A 20,611-nucleotide genomic window follows, 5' to 3' on the forward strand; every position below is an offset into this window, starting at 1 on the left:
CTCAGCCTCCGGCGATGGCGGTGAAAAGGTGGATCTGGTCCCCGTCATTGAGTCGGGTGTCTGGCCAGCGGCTGCGGGGCAGCACGGCACCGTTGAGGGCCACCGCCACCCCCTGCGGGGCAACCTCGCGGGCCGCCAGCAGCTCGGCCACGCAGATCTGGCTATCCGGGCTGGTCGTCAGCACCAGCTCGCTGTCGTTCAATCGGATCTTCATTGCGCATCCTCCATGGGCTGGGCAAAGGTAACGCCGCCGCACACAGGGCAGGCGGGATCGGGGGACAACCCCAGGGTCAGCCACTCGTGGGTCAGGGCATCGAAACGGCGCAATGTGCCCGCCACCGGGCTGGGTTTGCCCAGCAGCAGACGCAGGGCTTCCAGCGCCTGCAGGGCGCCCATCACACCCACCAGCGGGCCTGCGACACCGCTGCTCTGGCAGCTCTCCGTGATGCGGGTATCCAGCGGATAGAGGCAGGCATAGCAGGCCTGTTCGGGAGCAGTTCGCACCATCAGCTGACCCTGCCAGCCGACGGCGGCGGCCGAGATCCAGGGCTTGTTATAAGCCACGCAGGCGGCGTTGATGGCGTGGCGGCTGGCCAGGTTGTCGCAGCAGTCGACAACCAGATCCACCTCGGCCACGAAGGCTGGCAGGTTCTGCTCATCGAGCCGCTGATTGATGGCGATCAGCTCCACATGGGGGTTGTGGGCTGCCAACCGCTCGCGGGCCAGCTCGGCCTTGGAGCGATTGACCGCCTCGGAATCGAACAGGATCTGGCGCGGCAGGTTGCTGGAATCCACCACGTCGCCGTCGGCCAGCCAGAGGGTGCCCACCCCGGCTCCGACCAGATAGAGCGCCAGCGGTGAGCCGAGCCCGCCGAGGCCGATGATCAGCACGGATGCCTCTTTCAGCCTCGCCTGCCCCGCTTCGCCGATTTCGCTCAGCATCAGTTGCCTGCCGTAGCGCAGGTATTCAGCATCAGAGAGCATGATCGGCCTCCTGCTGCGTGATGGCCTTATGGGTAAGCGCAGAGCAGGGCTCATCCCCCGCCCCCACGGCCGCCAGCAGTCGGGCTGTGGCCCCCTGCCAGTCGTCGCTGGCCGTGATGGCAGAGACCAGGGCAATGCTGCCCACCCCGCTTGCCTGCACCGCAGCCACTCTATCCTCGCCGATGCCGCCGATGGCGACCGTCGGCCAGTCGCACATGAGTGCCTGGTAGCGTTGCAGCCGCACCAGCCCCTGCGGGCGGGACGGCATCTGCTTGGTGGTGGTAGGGAAGATATGACCCAGCGCTATGTAGGAAGGGGCCAGCTCCCGGGCCCGCATCAGCTCGAAGTAGCCGTGGGTGGAGAGACCGAGGCGCAGGCCGGCGGCCTGGATGGCGGCGAGATCCGCCGTCTCCATGTCCTCCTGCCCCAGATGCACGCCCCAGGCACCGGCGGCTATGGCCTGCTGCCAATAGTCGTTGATGAAGAGCCGCGCACCAAAGCGGCGACCGAGCGCCACCGCCTCGGCTATCGCTGGCGCCACCTGAGCGGCGGGCAGGTTCTTGATGCGCAGCTGGATGGTCTTGACCCCGGCCCCCAGCAGGCGCCTGAGCCACTTGACCGAATCCACCACAGGATAGAGGCCGAGCCGATGTTCGGTCCGGGCGAAGGGGCCATCCGGCAGGCGGGCCTCGCTGGCGGGATAGAGACCAAAGCGGCGATCGAGATTCGACCCCACCAGTACGGCGCGGGGGAAGTGCGCGAGGCTGGTCGGCCAGCCGAGATGGGCTATGGGGCCCGGGCCGGCCCCCACCCCTTGCGCCCCCGCCAAGCCTTGCTGCAGGTAGGCGCGCGCCAGCGTGATGGCGTCATCGACCGGATGATCCTGCGCCACCACGGCGGCGATGGCGCTGGCGTAGCAGCAGCCGGTGCCGTGGCCATGGCGGGTGTCGAGGCGTGGCGCCCCTAGCCAGAACTCGCGGTGCTCGTCCTGGTAGTAATCGAGGCAGAGCTCGTCGCTCCAGCCCAGATGCCCGCCCTTGACCAGCACGGCGCGGGCGCCGAGTTCCCGCAGTCGCGCCGCCCCCGCCCGCACCAGTTCAGGGCTGCTGGCGGGAATGCCGGTCAGCGCTTCCAGCTCGGGGCCGTTGGGGGTGATGAGGGAGAGGCGCGGCAGCAGGTGCTCACGCACCGCCGCCAGCATGTTGGCTTCGGCCATGGGGGTGCCAGTGCTGGCGATGGCGACCGGGTCGTAGACCACAAAGGGCGCAGTCAGGGTGTCGAGCCGCCGGGCCAATACCTCCACATGGAGCCGGGTCGGCAACAAGCCTATCTTGATGGCCGCCGGGGGCAAGTCGACGCCGAGAGCGTCGATCTGGGCGGTGAAAGTCTGCATCAGCACGGGATCGACCATCTTCACCGCCACCGAGTTCTGGGCCGTGATGGCGGTGATGACAGAGCAACCGTGCACGCCGAGATCGTGCAAGGTATGCAGATCGGCCTGAATGCCGGCACCGCCCCCGGAATCTGAACCGGCTATGGTCCAGACGATGGGTCGGCTGTTCATGCCTCCTCCCGCGCCGGTTTGAGGGCCGCCGCCTGATGGTAGAGTTCGCTCCCCTTCTCTTTGAAGGTTTCTGCCATCTGCGCCATGCCGCTTTCCACCTCGGCCACTACCCGCTCCTGCTGCCCATCCATGCCCACCAGTTTCACCTCGACCGCCTCCAGACTGGCCGCGTAGTCGCGCACGTCCTGGGTGATCTTCATGGAGCAGAACTTGGGACCGCACATGGAGCAGAAGTGCGCCACCTTGCCGGACTCCTGGGGCAGGGTCTCGTCGTGATAGGCGCGGGCGGTTTCGGGATCCAGCGCCAGGTTGAACTGATCCTCCCAACGGAACTCGAAGCGCGCCTTGGACATGGCGTTGTCGCGGATCTGGGCACCGGGGTGACCCTTGGCCAAGTCAGCGGCGTGGGCGGCGATCTTGTAGGTAATGAGGCCCTGCTTCACGTCCTCCTTGTTCGGCAGCCCCAGGTGCTCCTTGGGGGTGACGTAGCAGAGCATGGCGCAGCCATACCAGCCGATCATGGCGGCGCCTATGCCGGAGGTGAAGTGATCATAACCGGGAGCTATGTCGGTGGTGAGCGGGCCCAGGGTATAGAAAGGCGCCTCGTGACAGTGCTCAAGCTGCTCCGTCATGTTGCGCTCTATCATGTGCATGGGCACATGGCCCGGCCCCTCTATCATCACCTGGACGTCGTACTCCCAGGCGATCTTGGTGAGCTCGCCCAGGGTGCGCAGCTCGGCAAACTGGGCCTCGTCGTTGGCGTCATAGACTGAGCCGGGACGCAGGCCGTCCCCAAGCGACAGGGCCACGTCATAGGCGGCGCACAGCTCGCAGATCTCGCGAAAATGCTGGTAGAGGAAGTTCTCCTTGTGGTGCGACAGGCACCACTTGGCCATGATGCTGCCGCCCCGGGAGACAATGCCGGTGAGGCGTTTGGCGGTCATGGGTACGTAGCGCAGCAGCACGCCGGCATGGATGGTGAAGTAATCCACACCCTGCTCGGCCTGTTCAAGCAGGGTGTCGCGGAACAGCTCCCAGGTGAGGTCTTCGGCGATGCCGTTGGTTTTTTCCAGCGCCTGATAGATGGGCACAGTGCCGATGGGCACAGGGCTGTTGCGCAGGATCCACTCGCGGGTCTCGTGGATGTTGCGACCGGTGGAGAGATCCATGACGGTGTCGGCGCCCCAGCGGGTGGACCAGACCAGCTTCTCCACCTCCTCTTCAATGCTGGAGCTGACCGCAGAGTTGCCTATGTTGGCGTTGATCTTCACCCGGAAGTTGCGGCCTATGATCATGGGCTCGGTTTCCGGGTGGTTGATGTTGTTGGGAATGATGGCGCGGCCAGCGGCAACCTCATCGCGCACGAACTCGGGGGTGATGTTCTCGGGCAGGCGGGCACCGAAACCCTGACCCGGATGCTGGCGCAGCAGCAGTTCGGAGCGCACCCGCTCGCGGCCCATGTTCTCGCGGATGGCGATAAATTCCATCTCGGGGGTGACCAGCCCCTGACGGGCATAGTGCAGCTGGGTTACCCGGCGGCCAGGCTTGGCACAACGGGGCTTGGGCAAGTTATCGAAACGCAGGTGGTCCAGCCCCTCATCGGCCAGACGCTCCTGGGTGAAGGCGGAGCTGAGATCATCGAGCTCTTCGGTGTCACCGCGCTCCCGTACCCAGTTTTCCCGCAGGCGCGGCAGACCGAGACGCACATCGATGACAGCATGCTCATCACCGTAGGCACCCGAGGTATCGTAGACGGGGACTGGCTCGTTGGCTTCGAACTGCGGGTTATCCTTGCTGCCCCCCACCAGGGTGTCGGCCAGAGCAATTTCACGCAGCCCCACCCGGATATCGGGGCGAGAACCTTCGATAAAGATGCGGCTGGAGTTGGGATGGGCCATCCCCTTGAGATTGTCGATAAAACGCTGGGCACTGGCGCGCTGCTCGCGGCGGCCGACGGGGACTGACTTGGCATTTTCCGGCACGGAAGTTTTTGAGGTAGACATAGCAAAACTCACATTAACTGATTGAAGTTATGGGTGTTTGCTTGCCTGGAGTTCGAGGAGAAGTGATGAACCTGTGGGTGAGTTGTGCCGCAAGAGGGAGCGAGCCCGGGATCTGTTCCTCCCTGCTCTGCTGACCGGCTCCCCCCTTGTCAGGTGGGTCGTACGGCGCCCTCCTGGGCAGACCGGACGGGACAGACTCCCTCTTGTGCGCCCTGACTCATCGAGGAATGGCTCCTCTTGATGAGCGGGAGAGGCTTGTCCCTCCCCCGGCGCGGCAACCCGCAAGTTACCCTTGTTTCCCTTCGCAGGTGCTAGCCTGATCAGGTTCCACGGATCCCGAATTAACGGTCTCAGCCTCGCGTCGTTCGACGGTCGGCACTCCGACAAGATGGCGCCAGTATAAGTGGGGAAATGGAAAGCACAAGCCTTTAACAAGCCCGACCAGTGCAAACAAAAACCGGGCCAGAGGCCCGGTTCCATCACTACAACGCGCTGCCGTTATTGATTGGCAGCAGGGGTCACGCTGAGGCTGACGTTGTTGAAGCCAAGCCCGGAGAGCTCTTGCGCATCGAGCGGGATCTCCAGCCTCAGGCCCTGACCAGCGCCGTCAACACTGCGAGCACGACGCACCTTGCTGTCAGCCGCAAGCGGCACGGGGGCACCGATCTCTATGTTGCCGGCAAACTGGCTCTCGGCACTGAAATCACCGGTGATCCCCGCCCGCACCGGGCGCAGCACTCTGGCCAGGTTGTTCTGCATGGTAGACAGACCGTTCTGCTGTATGGTCCAGTTCCAGTCCCACCACTTCACTTCACCCGGGATGTAACGCTTGTCCCACTGGTAGCGAATGCTGCTCGCCTTGTCCTTGTACGGACCTATGACGAAGGTGTGGTTCCAGTTCGGACGGTTGTCCGGATGGGTATACCAGGCGTTGCCGCCCCAGCGCAGGAAGCCGCTCAGGGTCAGGTCATAGCTGACATCGGCCTTGAACTCATAGGGATAGGAGATGTCGGCCTTGTAGAGCTCGATCTTCACCGGGATCTTGGAGCGGGCCGGCACAGTCGGTCGCACGGACTGAGACAGGGAGGTGGTAGTCGAGCCCCCGTTCTGGGACGCCCAGGACTGGTTGGCAGCAATCTCGATGGAGAGTTCGGTTTCCCCCACCAGTGGCCACTTGAACTTGTTCTTGGTGGTCACCTTCTCGCTCAGGCCATAGGTGTTGGTCTTGGACCAGTTGGTGGCTGTGTCGTAGCGCAGGGTGACGTCATAGCCGGATTGGGGGGTGTCGCTGTCGTTGACCGCCCAGCCCACCACTGTCTTGACCAGCTGGCGGTCGGACTGGGTGACATCGCCATGCTTGAAGCTGTCGGGATCCAGGTTATAGGCGAAGTTGCTGACCTTGATGGCGGTCTTGTCACCACAGCGATAGCCGTCACAGCCGCCGTCATTGTTGCCACGGATCACCCAGCCATCGCCATCACGGGTCACGTCCATGTCTTCACCGACATATTGGCTGTGATTGCCGCCCACCCAGGCATAACCGAGGTAATGGGCCAGATAGCTGGTTGGTTTGATGAAATTCGCACTGTCGTGTACCAGCCGCCACTGCACATCGACTTCGTCACCATCTGGAATATCCAGGGCAGACAGTGTCGGTATTTCACCGGTAACAGGACTGGTCGGATAACACCAGGTATTGGACGCTGTCCCTGGTTTTATTTCACCGTTATAACCCGGCCCCATAATGACCCATCCGTTGGCCAGCCCGCTTATTTGCCATTGTCCCATCATGCCGACAATATTGCTTTTAACACTCTGGGCTTCTTCTCGATTGACGGGGCGATACTTGTCGCCACAGACCCCTTGGCCCAATGAAAACAAGCGAAGCTGGTCTGGATAGACGGGCTCAGCCGCTTGCGCCTGTGCCATCAGCAGGCCGGATATGATTAATGACAAGCCAGTTAGTTTTAATTTTTGCATAGCAACCCCAATATATTGAACATTGACATGCATTCACCAACTTTATATATCAGCGGGTGGCATGTGAGTACGACAATATCAGTCATATTAATCTCAATATGCGATCCAACCCACACTTTAATATGCACAACATATTAACAAAATCATAAATTGAACTTCATTCAATATTGATTGGTATAATATCAGAGCACTCACTCTATTATTTTATTCGTCACTTAATCATCTTTTGGAATATAGATAAAAAAGATATTTCTAATTTAGCAAAATAAATATTAAGCGTTTGGCTGCATGATCCTTATTCCGGTTCATCCTCGGGGTTGGGGATCAGGATCTCGGTTACCCGGCCCGTTTCATCGCGGCTCAGCACCAGCTGGCGACCCGGTTGCAGATCGGCGGGACCGCCGTTGAGCCAGCGGGTGTCGTCATCGAAGGCCAGCACGCCGAGGCCCTCCAGCCGCAGGACGCTGCCCGTGACGGCCAGCAGGGAGGCTTCGGCCCGGCACCACTGGCTGGTCGGCAAGAATCCGGCGATGGCGTCGGCCATGTCTATCCGTTCGGCGACCCCGTCACGGCTGAGGATGGCGAGCCGCATGCCGGGTCTGAGCTCGCCAGCGTGGCTAACCCCGCTCAGGCGTGCACTGCCCAGTTCCAGTTCAGCGCCCTGAAATTGCAGGCGAATGCCGTCGTTGTGTTCCAGTTCCACCAGCCAGAGCTCGCCATCGGCGGCCAGGGTGCAGAGCGGCAGTGCCAGCAACAGAAGGGAGGTGCGCGTCATAGCAATAAGCCCATGGTCAAACTCGTGTCGAGGTTTAACTATGGATCTGGGCAGGCCATTTTGCCGGTAGACAATTGAAGCTGATGTTCAGTCGTCCTCGCGGCAGCGGCTCAACCGCATGCCGTCAAACTTGCACTCCAGCTCCAGCCAGCGGCCTTCGAAGGGGGCCAGGCTGTCATCCGAAGTGACATATCCCCAGATACGCCCCTCTGCGACCGGCCCTTCCAGCTCCATCTCATCGCCCTCCTCCAGCGCCTCCACTTCTCGGATCACCCTCAGCTCGCCCTCCATCACCCCTTCCAGATCGACCCAGGTGCCACCGAGATCGTCCTCGCTCAGCCCGTCCTTGAAGCGGGTCCCTTCATCGAGCACGAAGGGAATGCCGTTGACCATCAGCTGGCCCAGCTGCCAGGTGGTGCGGCCGGTCAACTTGAACTCGGCCGACTGCGCGGTGCCAAGTGGCAACAAGATAAACAGCAAGAGCGCGCAGAGAGACTTCTTCATCGGGGATCCTCGGGGTTACACTGCCACACAGGATGGCTTGTCCGGTGTGAGACGAGCGTGAAATGCCGGTCAAAACCAGGAGATCAAAACATGAAAATACTGGTGGTGGAAGACAATCCCCAGGTGGCGGAAACCATCATGGATTACCTGGAGCTGGCCGGGCACAGGATGGACTGTGCCTATCACGGTCAGGCAGCGCTGCAACTGCTGGCGCAGCAGCGCTTCGACGTCATCATAATGGACGTCATGATGCCACGCCTGGACGGTCTGAGCACGGTAGAGCGGCTGAGAGCCGACGGGGTCGCGACCCCGGTGCTGTTTCTCACCGCCCGCGACAGCCTGGATGACAAGCTGGCGGGCTTTCGGGCCGGTGGCGATGACTATCTGGTCAAGCCCTTCGCCATGGAGGAGCTGGAAGTGCGGCTGCAGGCGCTGGCCCTGCGCGGCCCCCGCAGCGACATGGGGGCGCTGTGCGTGGGCGAGCTGACGCTGGATCCCGCCAGCGGCCGCGCCACCCGGGCCGGGGTCGAGCTCAAGCTCGGCAAGATCCCGTTCCAGATCCTCACCCTGCTGGTGCGTCGCGCCCCCCATCTGGTAAGCCGTCAGGAGGTGCTCGACACCGTCTGGGGCGATGAAGAGCCCGACTCCGATGCCCTGCGCAGCCACATCTATGCCCTGCGCAACGCCCTCGACAAGCCCTTTGCCACCCCCATGCTGGAAACCCTGCACGGTCAGGGCTATCGGCTGGTGACCTCATGACCAAACCCGGAGGCCATGACCGACCAGCGACTGGTGACCCCATGACCAAACCCGGAAGCCATGACCGACCAGCGACTGGCGACCCCATGACCAAACCCGGAAGCCATGACCGACCAGCGACTGGTGACCCCATGACCCAACCCGGAGGCCATGACCGACCAGCGACTGATGACCCCATGACCAAACCCGGAGGCCATGACCGACCAGCGACTGGTGACCCCATGACCAAACCCGGAGGCCATGAGCCATCCCCATCGGGTGACTCAATGGACCAGCCTGCAGAGGGCCTTGACCAGACACGGCCAGATGCCCAGGACAGCCTGCCCAGCTTGCGCCGTCGCCTGATCCTGACCCTGAGCGGGGCCGGCATGCTGCTGCTGATCATCATCAGCCTGCTGATGGTGGTGGCCGAAGACAAGATGGAGGAGCTGAGCCTGCGTCACTGGCTGGAAGCCGAGGTGACCCGCTACAACGATGACTGGCTGCGGCTCGGCGTGGCGGCCCCCGCCCCCAGCCCGCGTCAGTTCTCCAGCTACTGGACCCAGGCCGGCCGGCTGCCCGCCTGGCTCAAGCCCTATCAGAGCCCGGGCTTCTACGAACATGTGCTGGGGGATGAAGACAAGCACTTCCTGGTGCGGCCCCATCCGTCCGGCGAGGGGCTGCTCTATCTGGTATTCAACGATGACGCCGACGATTACCTTGATCCCTATGAAGACCAGCTGCATCTGGCGACCCGGCTGATCGGGCTGGCCCTGCTGCTCGCCTGCATCGGCTTCGGCATCTGGCTGGTGCGCCACATCACGCGCCCCCTTGAGCGATTGCGTCAACGGGTGGCTCATCTCACGCCGGATCAGGCGGATTTCGTACCCGACGCCCCCTGGCAGGAGCTGCGGGACATAGAGCTGGCGCTGCTGACCGGCAAGCACGAGGTGGCCGCCGTGTTCGCCCGCGAACAGGAGTTCAGCCGCTTCGCCAGCCACGAGCTGCGCACCCCCAACATGGTGATCCAGGGGTCCGCCGCCCTGCTTGGCAAGGTGACTGACCTGCCGGCTCCGGCCGCCCGCGCCACCCTGCGCATTCGCGCCGCCGCCGACGAGATGGCACTGCTCACCGAGACCTTCCTGCTGCTGGGCCGCAAGGAGGCGGTGGAGCGTCCCCCACAACGGGTAGCCCCACTGATCCAGCAGGAGCTGGCGCGCCTGGCCCCGCTGTTGCAGCGGGGGACGCTGGACATCCGGCTGCATCTGGACGAGGAGAGCGAGGTGAACGCCCCCCTCTCATTGCTCGCCATCGCGCTCGGCAACCTGCTCAAGAACGCCCTCAGCTATGCCGAGGGACACATAGAGATCGAGCTGTGCGGGCCCCTGCTCACCATCAGCAACCCGACGGCGGCCGCGCCGGATCAGATCCTGGGCTACGGCTGCGGCCTCACCATCATCCAGCGCATCTGCGAGAAGCTGGGCTGGCAGATAGAGACCCGGCTGGAGGACGGCATCTTCAGCGCCAGACTGGCGATGCGAGAGTAAAAACAACAAGGCGCCCGAGGGCGCCTTGTTGATTGCCGAAGCGCTAGCCCGGCAAAATAAAAACCGGCCAAGGGGCCGGTTTTTTCATTCAGGCCGCGCTCTTACTGACAGACGCCACCTGTGGACGACCCTGCAGGCGATCCCAGAGGGCCGCCAGCAGCAGAGCGCACAGCGAGGGCGGCAGCCAGGCCAGCCCCTGCTCGTTCAGGGGCAGAGCCAGGCTCCAGGCAGGCAACAGGTCGGCCAGGGCCGAAGCCTTGAGCCCGTCGATCAGACCGAACAGCAGGCTGATCAGCATGACAGGCCCCACCACCCGGGTGCCATTGCCCCACCAGCGCAGGGTGAAGCTCAGCACCACCAGCACTATGCAGGGGGGATAGATGGCGGTCAGCACCGGCACCGAGAGCTGGATCAGGTGGCTCAGCCCCAGGTTCGAAACCAGCATGGAGAAGCCGCCCAGCAGCAACACCAGGGTACGGTAGGAGAGCGGCAGGTACTGGGCGAAGAACTCGGCACAGGCACAGGTCAGGCCAACGGCCGTCACCAGACAGGCGATGAAGATGAGCAGCGCCAGGAAACCGCTGCCCATGCTGCCGAAGGTGTGCTGGACGTAGGCGTGCAGGATCTCGGCGCCATTCTGGGCATGGGGCACAAGTTCACCGCTCACCGAGCCGAGGCGGAACAGGCTGAGGTAGACCAGGGTCAAGCCCATCCCGGCGATGAGGCCGGCCAGTATGGTGTAACGGGTGAGCAACTTGGCGCTGCTCACCCCGCGCGAGCGGGCCGCGTTGACGATGACGATGCCAAACACCATGGCCCCCAGGGTGTCCATGGTGAGGTAGCCATTGACGAAGCCGTTGGAGAAAGGCTGATGCTGGTAGATCTCGATGGCAGGGATGGCAGAACCGGCAGGCCACAACAGAACGGCGAGGCCCAGCGCCGCCAGCGCCAGGATCTTGATCGGAGCAAGCACGTGGCCCACTGTGTCGAGCAGCCGGCCCGGGTAGAGGGAGATGCCGATCACCAGGCTGAAGTAGACCAGGCTGTAGATCAGCAGGGCCGAGCCATCGTCGCCGAACAGGGGCGCCAGCCCCACCTCGTAGGAGACGGTCGCCGTGCGCGGAGTGGCAAACAGCGGTCCCACGGCCAGATAGCAGACGGTGGCAAGCAGCAGCCCGGCCTTGCGGCCGATGGGCGCACTCAGGGCATCCACACCGCCCCCCACCTTGGCCAGCGCCACTACTGTGAGCACCGGCAGACCGACCGCAGTCAGCAGGAAGCCGGCGGCGGCGCTCCACACCTGCTCACCGGCCTGCAATCCGACCATGGGTGGGAATATGATGTTGCCTGCGCCGACGAAGAGCGCGAAGGTCATGAAGCCCAGAGCGACTATGTCTCTGGATGTTAATTTTTGGTTATTCATGCTGCGTAGTCTGCCTATGACAAGGTAAAATCATGACGGAAGTCGGCGCGAATGGGGTATTCGTGCAAGAAATCCGCAGATAGTTTTATTAAATTTTTATGTTCCGCGACGTGCGAAGGGCGCCAAGTAGAGCGTTTGTGCCACCGAGAGGCAAGTGCGGCACCGCAATCCAGTCACTTCATCCAGAAAATAATTAAGCCTTGGTGTTTGATCTTGAGGTGGTGCAATTTTGCAACAGATGATAACGCAAGCATGAGCGCCATTTGCCCCCCTGCTTTGCCGCTCGTTCAGCCGGCCTGAGCCTACTGGAACCCTCCTTCTCGCGCAGCGCTATGACCTTCTCCATCCCCTCTTGCTCGACCCCTCGGCAACCTGATTGAGGGGGCGTTGAGCTACGCCGACGGCCAGATCGAGCTCACCCTGGCGGCCCGCTCCCTCACCCGAGCGGCGAGCCAAAAAACGACGAGGCGCCCGAAGGCGCCTCGTCTGTTCCAACCATTCCGGTTGCTGCACTCATTCGGCAGGCTTGTTCTTGCGGCTCGCCTTGAGTTCGAGGAACTCGATGATCTTGCCCGCCACATCCTTGCCGGAGGCCGCTTCCACCCCCTGCAGGCCGGGGGAGGAGTTTACCTCCAGCACCAGCGGGCCACGGGCACTGCGCAGAATATCCACCCCGGCCACATCCAGCCCCATGATCTTGGCGGCCTGCACCGCAGTCGCGCGCTCTTCCGGGCTTATCTTGATCGCCTCGGCGGTACCGCCACGGTGCAGGTTGGAGCGAAACTCCCCCGGCTGAGCCTGACGACGCATGGCAGCCACCACCTTGCCATTGACCACCAGACAACGAATGTCGGCGCCGTTGGCCTCGCGGATATACTCCTGCACCAGGATGTTGTTGTTGGTCTGGATAAAGGCCTCGATCACGCTCTCGGCGGCCTTCTGGGTCTCGCACAGCACAACGCCTATCCCCTGGGTCCCCTCCAGCAATTTCACCACCAGGGGCGCGCCCCCCACCATGGTGATGAGATCCGGCACATCGTGGGTGCTGTGGGCATAACCCGTGATGGGCAGACCTATGCCGTGGCGCGACAGCAACTGCATGGCACGCAGCTTGTCACGGGAACGGGAGATGGCCACCGAGCTGTTGAGGGCCATGGTGTTCATCATCTCGAACTGGCGCAGCACTGCGGTGCCGTAAAAGGTGATGCTGGCGCCGATGCGCGGGATCACGGCGTCGTAACTCTCCAGCTCGCGTCCTTCGTAGTGAATGGAGGGGCTGTGGGAGGCAATATTCATGTAGCAGCGCAGGGTGTCGAGCACCTCTACCTGATGACCGCGCGCCTGTGCCACCTCGACCAGACGGCGGGTGGAATAGTTTCTGGGCTCACGGGATAAAATGGCGATCTTCATGAAAATTCCGCTAGAAGGCAGTGCCTGGGCAGGATGGGGCGGGAGAGTATAAGGTGCCACAGCGCCAAGACAACGCCAATTGTTTCTCCTGACAACAAGACAAACCACACAGAACTGCACACTGCAATCCCGTTGTCACCGATATGTCAAACGGCGGCCCTAAGCTGGTCTGTCCACCAGCCCAAGGATGCCGCCGTTTCTCGTCAAAGATCAACCCGTGTCACGGGGGAGATCACCCTTCAGTTCAGGTTTGGCCCCAGCCAGCGCTCGGCTTCCACCAGCGTCATGCCCTTGCGCACGGCGTAGTCTTCCACCTGATCCTGCTGGATCTGCGCCACCGCGAAGTATTTGCTGTCGGGGTGGGAGAAGTACCAGCCCGACACGGCAGCCCCCGGCCACATGGCGTAGGACTCGGTGAGCTTCATGCCGATGGCCTGCTCCACCCCCAGCAGCTCCCAGATGCTGCCCTTCTCGGTGTGCTCGGGGCAAGCGGGATAGCCCGGCGCCGGACGTATGCCACGGTAGTTCTCGCGAATAAGCTCCTCGTTGGAGAGCGCCTCGTCCTGGGCATAGCCCCAGTGCACTTTGCGCACCTGCTCGTGCAGGTACTCGGCGAAGGCCTCCGCCAGACGATCGCACACCGCCTGAATGAGGATGGCGTTGTAGTCGTCGTGATCGGCCTTGTAGGCCTGCGCTATGGCCTCCTCACCTATGCCACCGGTCACCGCGAAGGCACCGATCCAGTCCGGCTTGCCGCTCTCCTTGGGTGCCACATAGTCCGCCAGACAGTAGTTGGGGAAGCCCTGCTTCTCGCTCTGCTGGCGCAGGTGGTGCAGCACCTTGCGCACCTGGGTGCGCGACTCGTCGGTGTAGACCTCTATGCTGTCCCCCACCCCGTTGGCGGGGAACAGGCCTATGATGCCGGCGCAGCGCACGCTTCCATCGCGCTCGAGTTTATCCAGCATGGCGTTGGCGTCGGCAAACAGCTTGGTCGCCTCCTCACCTACGATCTCGTCCTCCAGGATGCGCGGATACTTGCCCGCCAGCTCCCAGCTGAGGAAAAACGGCGTCCAGTCGATGTAGGGACGCAGCACAGAGATGGGCACGTTTTCGAACTTCTGTACCCCGGGTTCACGGGGAGCCGGCGGCTGATAGCCGACCCAGTCCAGCTGGTGGCGGTTGGCGCGGGCGTGGGCCAGGCTGACCGGCTTGGATCTCGGCTGCTTGCGGGCATGCTGATCCCGAGCTATCTCGTACTCCTTGTCGATACGGGCGACGAAGGCGGGCTTGAGCTCAGGGCTCAGCAGGCTCTGGGCCACCCCGACGGCGCGCGACGCGTTCGACACATAGACCACGGGCTCGCTGTAGTTCTGCTCTATCTTGACCGCTGTGTGGGCCTTGGAGGTGGTAGCCCCGCCGATCAGCAGCGGCAGCTTGAAGCCCTGGCGCTCCATCTCCTTGGCCACGTGCACCATCTCGTCGAGAGACGGGGTGATCAGACCCGACAGCCCTATGATGTCGGCATTCACTTCCCGCGCCGTCTTGAGAATGGTCTCGCAAGAGACCATGACACCGAGATCCACTATCTCGTAGTTGTTGCACTGCAACACCACCCCGACGATGTTCTTGCCGATGTCGTGCACGTCGCCCTTGACAGTGGCGAGCACTATCTTGCCGTTGCTGTAACCGCCCTGTTTCTCGGCTTCGATGTAGGGTTGCAGATAGGCCACAGCCCGCTTCATCACCCGCGCCGACTTCACCACCTGGGGCAGAAACATCTTGCCCGCGCCGAACAGATCGCCGACCACATTCATGCCGTCCATCAAGGGCCCTTCGATCACGTGCAGCGGCTTCTCGGCGCCGGCCCGCGCCTCTTCGGTATCCTCCTCGATGAAGTCGGTGAGCCCCTTGACCAGGGCGTGCTCCAGCCGCTTGCCCACAGGCCAGCTGCGCCACTCCTGATCCCGCGGATCCTCCGCCTGTGCACCGGCACCGCGATAACGCTCGGCGATGGCCAGCAGATCTTCGGTGGCGTTGTTGTTCAGGTTCAGCACCACGGCCTCGACCTTCGCCTTCAGCTCCGCCGGAATGTCTTCGTAGATGGCGAGCTGACCGGCGTTGACTATCCCCATGTCCATGCCGTTCTGGATGGCGTGATAGAGGAAAACGGCGTGGATCGCCTCGCGCACCGGCTCGTTGCCACGAAACGAGAAGGAGACGTTGGAGACACCGCCGGAGATCATGGCGTGGGGCAGGTGCTGCTTGATGTCCTTCACCGCCTCAATGAAGTCCACCGCGTAGTTGTTGTGCTCGTCGATGCCGGTCGCCACCGCAAAGATATTGGGGTCGAAGATGATGTCTTCCGGCGGGAAGCCCACCCGATCCACCAGGATCCGGTAGGCGCGCTGACAGATCTCGAACTTGCGGGCACGGGTATCGGCCTGACCCACCTCGTCGAAGGCCATGACGATGACGGCGGCGCCGTAGCGACGCAGCAGCTTGGCCTGGGCGATGAATTTCTCCTCCCCCTCCTTCATGGAGATGGAGTTGACCACCGGCTTGCCCTGCACGCACTTGAGGCCAGCTTCCAGCACCTCCCACTTGGAGGAGTCGATCATCACGGGTACCCGGGCTATGTCCGGCTCGCCGGCGATCAGGTTCAGGAAGCGCACCATGGCCGCCTCGGCGTCCAGCATCCCCTCGTCCATGTTGATGTCGATGATCTGGGCGCCGCTCTCCACCTGTTGCTTGGCGACATCCAGCGCCTCGTCGTAGAGCCCCTCCTTGATCAGCCGCTTGAACTTGGCCGAGCCGGTGACGTTGGTACGTTCCCCCACGTTCACGAACATGGACTCCGCCGTGATGATCAGCGGCTCCAGGCCCGACAGTCGGCAAGCCACCGGCAGATCTGGCAAGACGCGAGGACGGATGCCCGCCACGGCGTCGCTCATGGCGCGGATGTGGGTCGGGGTGGTGCCGCAGCAGCCCCCCACCAGGTTGAGGAAGCCGCTCGAAGCCCACTCGCGGATGTGCTCCGCCATCTCGCCCGCGTCCAGATCGTACTCGCCGAACGCATTGGGCAGGCCGGCGTTGGGGTGGGCGCTGACATGGGTTTCGCTGATGCGCGACAGCTCCTCCACATACTGGCGCAGCTCGTCCGGGCCGAGCGCGCAGTTGAGGCCGAAGGAGATGGGCTTGACGTGGCGCAGCGAATGGTAGAAGGCTTCCGTGGTCTGACCGGAGAGGGTACGGCCCGAGGCGTCCGTGATGGTACCGGAGATCATCACCGGCAGGGCATAGCCCAGCTCCTCGAACACCAGGTCCACCGCGAAGGCGGCGGCCTTGGCGTTGAGGGTATCGAAGATGGTTTCGATGAGGATGATGTCGGCGCCGCCCTCGATCAGGGCGTGGGTCGATTCGGTGTAGGCGGCCACCAGCTGGTCATAGGTGACGTTGCGCTTGCCGGGATCGTTCACGTCCGGCGAGATGGAACAGGTGCGGTTGGTGGGGCCCAGGACCCCGGCCACGAAGCGCGGCCTGGTGGGGTCCTTGGCCGTCCACTCGTCCGCCACGGCGCGGGCCAGACGGGCGGCCTCGCGGTTGATCTCGGCGGAGAAGTCCTCCATCTCGTAATCGGCCATGGCGATACGGGTGGCGTTGAAGGTGTTGGTCTCGAGAATGTCGGCGCCGGCGGCGCAGTACTGATCGTGGATCTCGCGAATGACGGCGGGCCGGGTCAGCACCAGCAGATCGTTGTTGCCCTTGATGTCGGTGTGCCAGTCGGCAAAGCGCTCGCCCCGATAGTCCGCCTCACCCAGCTTGTAGCCCTGGATCATGGTGCCCATGGCACCGTCGATGATCAGGATCCGTTCCTTGAGACAGGATTCCAGCTTCTTCTTTATGTCCGACTTTTTATTCGACTCTATGCTCGACACCGCTCGTTCCTCTTACATCCATGCAACTGCGTGAACTTCATCCTAGCAGCAAACAAATCAAATGGAAATCTAGCCGTCTATCTGTCCGTAATTGCGACCTATATACTCATAAATGGGTAATGAGTAACATGTGACCCCAGAGTACCCTATGCCCGTCCTCAATAGGGATACGTGCTTGCTGTTTACTAAAGAGAAAAATAACTATGAGCGTCTACTACACACTCTGCTTCCTGGCAGCCTTGGCGATCTTCATCGCCTTTGCCAATCAGTATGTTGTGAAGATCCAGACCACCATCGCCATCACAGCCGGATCCATGCTGATCTCCGCGCTGCTGGTGCTGTTCGGTAAGCTGGGCTGGTTCAATCTCGAACCCCTGGCCGTCAAAACCATGGAGAGCATAGACTTCCAGAACTTCCTGCTGAAGGGGATCCTGGGCTTCCTGCTGTTCGCCGGTGGTCTCGGCATCAACCTGAAGGCATTGCGTAGCCAGAAGTGGGAGATCACCATTCTCTCCATAGTGGCGACCCTGCTCTCCACCTTCATGGTCGGCTACGGTTTCTGGTTCATCGCCAAGCTGCTGGGCTGGGAGCTGCCGCTGGTCTATTGCATGCTGTTCGGGGCCCTGATCTCCCCCACCGACCCCATAGCCGTGCTGGCCATCGTCAAGAAGATGAAGGCGCCGCCCCAGATCGCCATCCAGATCGAAGGGGAGTCGCTGTTCAACGACGGTGTCGGCCTGGTGATCTTCGCCACCGTGTTTGCCGTCGCCTTTGGCGGAGTTGAACCCACCTTCGGCAGCGTGGCCGGCCTGTTCCTGCATGAGGCCCTCGGCGGCATCCTGTTCGGCGCCGTGCTAGGCCTCATCGCCCACGTGATGATCAGCGCCACCGACGACGGCTCCCTGGAGCTGCTGCTGACCCTCTGCATCCCCACCGCCGGCTTCGCCTTCGCCAACATGATCGGCGTCTCCGGCGCCCTGGCCATGGTGGTCACCGGCATCATGATCGGCAACTGGACCCGCCAGTCCGGCTTCTCCGAGCAGAGCAAGCACCACCTGGATCACTTCTGGGAGTTGATGGATCAGTTCCTCAACGCCCTGCTGTTCCTGCTGATCGGTCTGGCGCTGGTGTTGCTGGAGCTCGCCTGGCAAGACTGGATCCTGCTGGTCATCGCGGTTCCCCTCTGTCTGGCCGCCCGCTTCATCAGCGTGTCGCTGCCCTACATAGCCTTCCGCCGCTATCGCAGCTACAACAAGTTCTCAGTGCGGATCCTCACCTGGGGCGGTCTGCGCGGCGGTCTGGCCATGGCCATGGCGCTGGCGTTGCCCTCCGGCGTCATGATGCTGCCGGAACACGGCGTCGATCTGCGGGAAGTGATCCTGGTAATGACCTACTCGGTGGTGATGTTCTCCATCGTGGTGCAGGGCATGACCATCACCCCCATGATCACCGCCGCCAAGAAGGCCACCGGCGACTACTGAGTCACCCGCTGACCCCGGCAGGCATCATGCAAAAGGGCTCCCGACGGGAGCCCTTTTTGTGGCTGGCGATACTGAAAAAACGGATTTGAGACAAAATCGCCAAATAATTGTTTGCTTTTTATTCATATCGAGGAGAGAATGCGCACCGGCTAGTTAATCAGCCCTGTTTATGTTCGCAATGCTTCAACGTTAGATGAATCCTGCCAGTACCTACATAACCTTCCTCTGATTTACTCGCCTCGAGAACCGTCAGGCTGTCTGCCTGCGTTGCCCGGCTCTCACGGCGCAGACCCGTTCTGCCCACCCAATTTGATTTATGCATCAGCATATTCCTTGACAGTGCAGACGCCCGTGACTCGGGCTGGGTATTCCTGCGCGCTTGTCGACCCTGGCGGTTGACCGCGCCCATTAACCTGAAATTTGCAAAAACAAGGAGCGAACACTTAATTTATATAGAGAAATACCATGATGAAAGCCATACATACACACAAGCCCCTGCGTCGCAGCAAACCCATCAACCTGCCTCCACAAGAGCAGGATTCCGATGCGTTCCTGATCCAGTTCAGCACCCGCTTCAGCGGCGGTTTCGCCATCTCCTGTGATGGTATCGCTGGCGAGTTCTCCATCGAAGACCTCAACTGATCCTGCCTGCCAACCGGCAGCGCCCGATGCAGACAGGCCGCAACTCACGGCGGCCTCTTTGTTTCACCTCTTGAACTTAATTTCTCCCGCACCAGCGCCACTCACAGCGCCTTCCATCACAGACTGTCAGCCACGCCTCGCCGCTGCACGCTTCAGACCGGACAGGTTTGAGTTCCGACCGCCTCCAGCAGCAGACACTCATCAGCATCCTCGCTCAGCTTGACCAGACGACTGCGCACCAGCCCCAGCTTGGCCAGTAGTGCCACCGATCGCTCGTTGCCCGGGGTGACGATGGCGATCACTCGCTCTATCCCCAGCCTCTCCCGACCATCTTGCAGCGCAGCCTGCGCCGCCTCTACGCCGTAACCCTGACCCCGATAGGCGGGCAGGAAGGCATAGCCTATGTCCTCGCAGGGCAAGGTATCGCGCTTGATAAGGCCGCAGATGCCGAGCCTGGCCTCATCGCTCCTGCGCGCGACCAGATAGAGGCCGTGGCCATGGCGGGCATAGCTGACCGCCGGCCCCTGCTGGATGTAGTTTTCGGCGTCGAGCAGGGTGCGTATGCCGCGATCACCGATATAACGGTGAAAGTCGCTGTCGTTGAGCAGTTCGAGAATGAAGGGGGCATCGGCTGTGGTCAGTTCGCGCAGCAGCAGGCGCTCGGAGAGGATCATGGCAAGGACTCTTTTCAGCAAAAACAGGCTCTCAAGACTGCCCCTGCTCCGCCTCATTGGCAAGGCAAACCCCATGAAAAAGGGCCGCAGTGCGACCCCGATAACAGGATGAGCAGGTTCAGGCCGCCAGCAGACCCGCATAGCCATTGCCCTGCTCGCGCAAGGCCATGAACACGGCGGCACAATCCGGCCAGGCCAGGCCTAGTCGCTCGGCCACCTGGACTGGCCACTCGGGTGGTGCCTCCTCCCCCACATCCGACTGCGCCGCCAGCACTATGCCCAGGTGGATCAGCGCAGCCTCGGCAGAGAACTCCTTGGCCAGCAAGGGGTTGTAGTGATACTCCACCGCATGGCAGATGCTGAGGGGAAATTGCCAGCGCCTGGCCATCTCGGCCCCTGTCTGGGCATAGTTGAAGCCGACCACCAGCTCCTCGGCCTTGGCGCGCCCCTTGCTGGGCTCCAGATCCTTGATGTGGTTCACCATGTTCTCCGGCAGTCCCACATGCATGATGAGCCGCCCCATGTCGTAGAGCAGGGCGCAGGTGAACACCTCCTCCCCCTTCATGCCCTTGAGCTTGGCAAGCCGCCTGGCCAGCTCGGCCACGTCGAACACCTTGCCCCAGAAGTGCTTGAGGTCGATGCCGGGCACCGCATTGATGGAGCCTGTCAAACCGCAGGCCAGCACCATGTTGCGCACCACATCGACCCCGAGTCGCACCACAGCCTCGTTGACGGTGGCGACCTGGCGACTGCCGCCAAACTTGGCGGAATTGGCCAGCCGCAGCAGCTTGGCCGAAATGACGGGATCCTTGTTGATCTTCTTGGCGATCAACAGGATATCCGGTTCCTTCTCACTGAAGGTCTGCACCAGATCGCGCATGACTTCGGGCACATTGGGCAGATTTTGGGGCTTGGATAACAGCGAGTCTATGGTGGGCATCTTGATATCCG

At 62.2% G+C, this 20,611-nt stretch carries 17 protein-coding genes and 1 riboswitch; of the genes, 4 read left to right on the forward strand and 13 right to left on the reverse strand.

Going from position 1 to position 20,611, the window contains the following annotated elements; translation table 11 throughout:
* Nucleotide 1: 1 nt before the first annotated feature.
* The 7 genes from thiS to BN1118_RS15685 form a co-directional block, all read right to left on the reverse strand.
* The gene (gene thiS, locus BN1118_RS15655; protein WP_043556983.1) at nt 2-214 is read right to left on the reverse strand and encodes a sulfur carrier protein ThiS; all 213 of its coding nucleotides are present in this window, start codon (nt 212-214) and stop codon (nt 2-4) included.
* Nucleotides 211-984, reverse strand: coding sequence for a HesA/MoeB/ThiF family protein (locus BN1118_RS15660; protein ID WP_043556984.1), 774 nt, complete (start codon nt 982-984; stop codon nt 211-213). The genes thiS and BN1118_RS15660 overlap by 4 nt, the downstream gene beginning before the upstream one ends.
* Nucleotides 974-2,548, reverse strand: a complete 1,575-nt coding sequence (gene thiE, locus BN1118_RS15665; protein ID WP_043556985.1) for a thiamine phosphate synthase — start codon at nt 2,546-2,548, stop codon at nt 974-976. The genes BN1118_RS15660 and thiE overlap by 11 nt, the downstream gene beginning before the upstream one ends.
* Nucleotides 2,545-4,551: a phosphomethylpyrimidine synthase ThiC gene (gene thiC, locus BN1118_RS15670; RefSeq protein WP_043556986.1), complete on the reverse strand. Its 2,007-nt coding sequence runs from the start codon at nt 4,549-4,551 to the stop codon at nt 2,545-2,547. Before thiC ends, thiE begins: the two co-directional genes overlap by 4 nt.
* Nucleotides 4,552-4,830: 279 nt before the next feature.
* Nucleotides 4,831-4,944, reverse strand: a riboswitch (TPP riboswitch).
* 105 nt (nt 4,945-5,049) lie between these two features.
* Nucleotides 5,050-6,531, reverse strand: a complete 1,482-nt coding sequence (gene aerA, locus BN1118_RS15675) for a beta-barrel pore-forming toxin aerolysin (RefSeq protein WP_043556987.1) — start codon at nt 6,529-6,531, stop codon at nt 5,050-5,052.
* A 295-nt stretch (nt 6,532-6,826) separates the two neighbouring features.
* The gene (locus tag BN1118_RS15680; protein WP_043556988.1) at nt 6,827-7,306 is read right to left on the reverse strand and encodes a hypothetical protein; all 480 of its coding nucleotides are present in this window, start codon (nt 7,304-7,306) and stop codon (nt 6,827-6,829) included.
* Nucleotides 7,307-7,393: 87 nt separating this feature from the next.
* Nucleotides 7,394-7,810: a hypothetical protein gene (locus BN1118_RS15685; RefSeq protein ID WP_043556990.1), complete on the reverse strand. Its 417-nt coding sequence runs from the start codon at nt 7,808-7,810 to the stop codon at nt 7,394-7,396.
* 90 nt (nt 7,811-7,900) lie between these two features.
* Here BN1118_RS15685 and BN1118_RS15690 point away from each other — a divergent pair, with 90 nt between their 5' ends.
* Nucleotides 7,901-8,569 (forward strand): response regulator transcription factor, encoded by a 669-nt coding sequence (locus BN1118_RS15690; RefSeq protein WP_043556991.1) that lies wholly within the window; start codon nt 7,901-7,903, stop codon nt 8,567-8,569.
* Here the strand turns inward: BN1118_RS15690 and BN1118_RS21865 are convergent.
* Nucleotides 8,548-8,811 (reverse strand): hypothetical protein, encoded by a 264-nt coding sequence (locus BN1118_RS21865; RefSeq protein ID WP_156995053.1) that lies wholly within the window; start codon nt 8,809-8,811, stop codon nt 8,548-8,550. The two genes, BN1118_RS15690 and BN1118_RS21865, sit on opposite strands and share 22 nt — an antisense overlap.
* 24 nt (nt 8,812-8,835) lie before the next feature.
* On the opposite strand from BN1118_RS21865, the gene BN1118_RS15695 reads away from it, so the two are divergent.
* Complete coding sequence (locus BN1118_RS15695) at nt 8,836-10,095, forward strand: sensor histidine kinase (RefSeq protein ID WP_043556992.1); 1,260 nt, start codon at nt 8,836-8,838, stop codon at nt 10,093-10,095.
* An 88-nt stretch (nt 10,096-10,183) separates the two neighbouring features.
* On the opposite strand, the gene brnQ is transcribed toward BN1118_RS15695, so the two are convergent.
* The 3 genes from brnQ to metH all read right to left on the reverse strand — a co-directional run bounded on the left by brnQ (nt 10,184) and on the right by metH (nt 16,863).
* Nucleotides 10,184-11,518: a branched-chain amino acid transport system II carrier protein gene (gene brnQ / locus BN1118_RS15700; protein ID WP_043556994.1), complete on the reverse strand. Its 1,335-nt coding sequence runs from the start codon at nt 11,516-11,518 to the stop codon at nt 10,184-10,186.
* Between the two features lie 513 nt (nt 11,519-12,031).
* The gene (gene rimK / locus BN1118_RS15705) at nt 12,032-12,928 is read right to left on the reverse strand and encodes a 30S ribosomal protein S6--L-glutamate ligase (RefSeq protein ID WP_043134929.1); all 897 of its coding nucleotides are present in this window, start codon (nt 12,926-12,928) and stop codon (nt 12,032-12,034) included.
* Nucleotides 12,929-13,167: 239 nt separating this feature from the next.
* On the reverse strand, nt 13,168-16,863 hold the full coding sequence (gene metH, locus BN1118_RS15710; RefSeq protein WP_043556996.1) for a methionine synthase: 3,696 nt from the start codon (nt 16,861-16,863) through the stop codon (nt 13,168-13,170).
* 203 nt (nt 16,864-17,066) lie between these two features.
* On the opposite strand from metH, the gene BN1118_RS15715 reads away from it, so the two are divergent.
* Both BN1118_RS15715 and BN1118_RS21870 read left to right on the forward strand, forming a co-directional pair.
* Entirely contained in the window at nt 17,067-18,344 is a 1,278-nt protein-coding gene (locus BN1118_RS15715; protein ID WP_043556997.1) for a cation:proton antiporter, read from the forward strand.
* Nucleotides 18,345-18,809: 465 nt separating this feature from the next.
* The gene (locus BN1118_RS21870) at nt 18,810-18,986 is read left to right on the forward strand and encodes a hypothetical protein (RefSeq protein ID WP_098980954.1); all 177 of its coding nucleotides are present in this window, start codon (nt 18,810-18,812) and stop codon (nt 18,984-18,986) included.
* 152 nt (nt 18,987-19,138) lie between these two features.
* On the opposite strand, the gene BN1118_RS15720 is transcribed toward BN1118_RS21870, so the two are convergent.
* Complete coding sequence (locus BN1118_RS15720) at nt 19,139-19,660, reverse strand: GNAT family N-acetyltransferase (protein ID WP_043556998.1); 522 nt, start codon at nt 19,658-19,660, stop codon at nt 19,139-19,141.
* A gap of 118 nt (nt 19,661-19,778) precedes the next feature.
* Entirely contained in the window at nt 19,779-20,600 is an 822-nt protein-coding gene (locus BN1118_RS15725; RefSeq protein ID WP_043134925.1) for an HDOD domain-containing protein, read from the reverse strand.
* Between the last annotated feature and the right edge of the window lie 11 nt (nt 20,601-20,611).

The sequence above is a fragment of the Aeromonas bestiarum genome, from assembly GCF_000819745.1.
Lineage (GTDB): Bacteria > Pseudomonadota > Gammaproteobacteria > Enterobacterales > Aeromonadaceae > Aeromonas > Aeromonas bestiarum.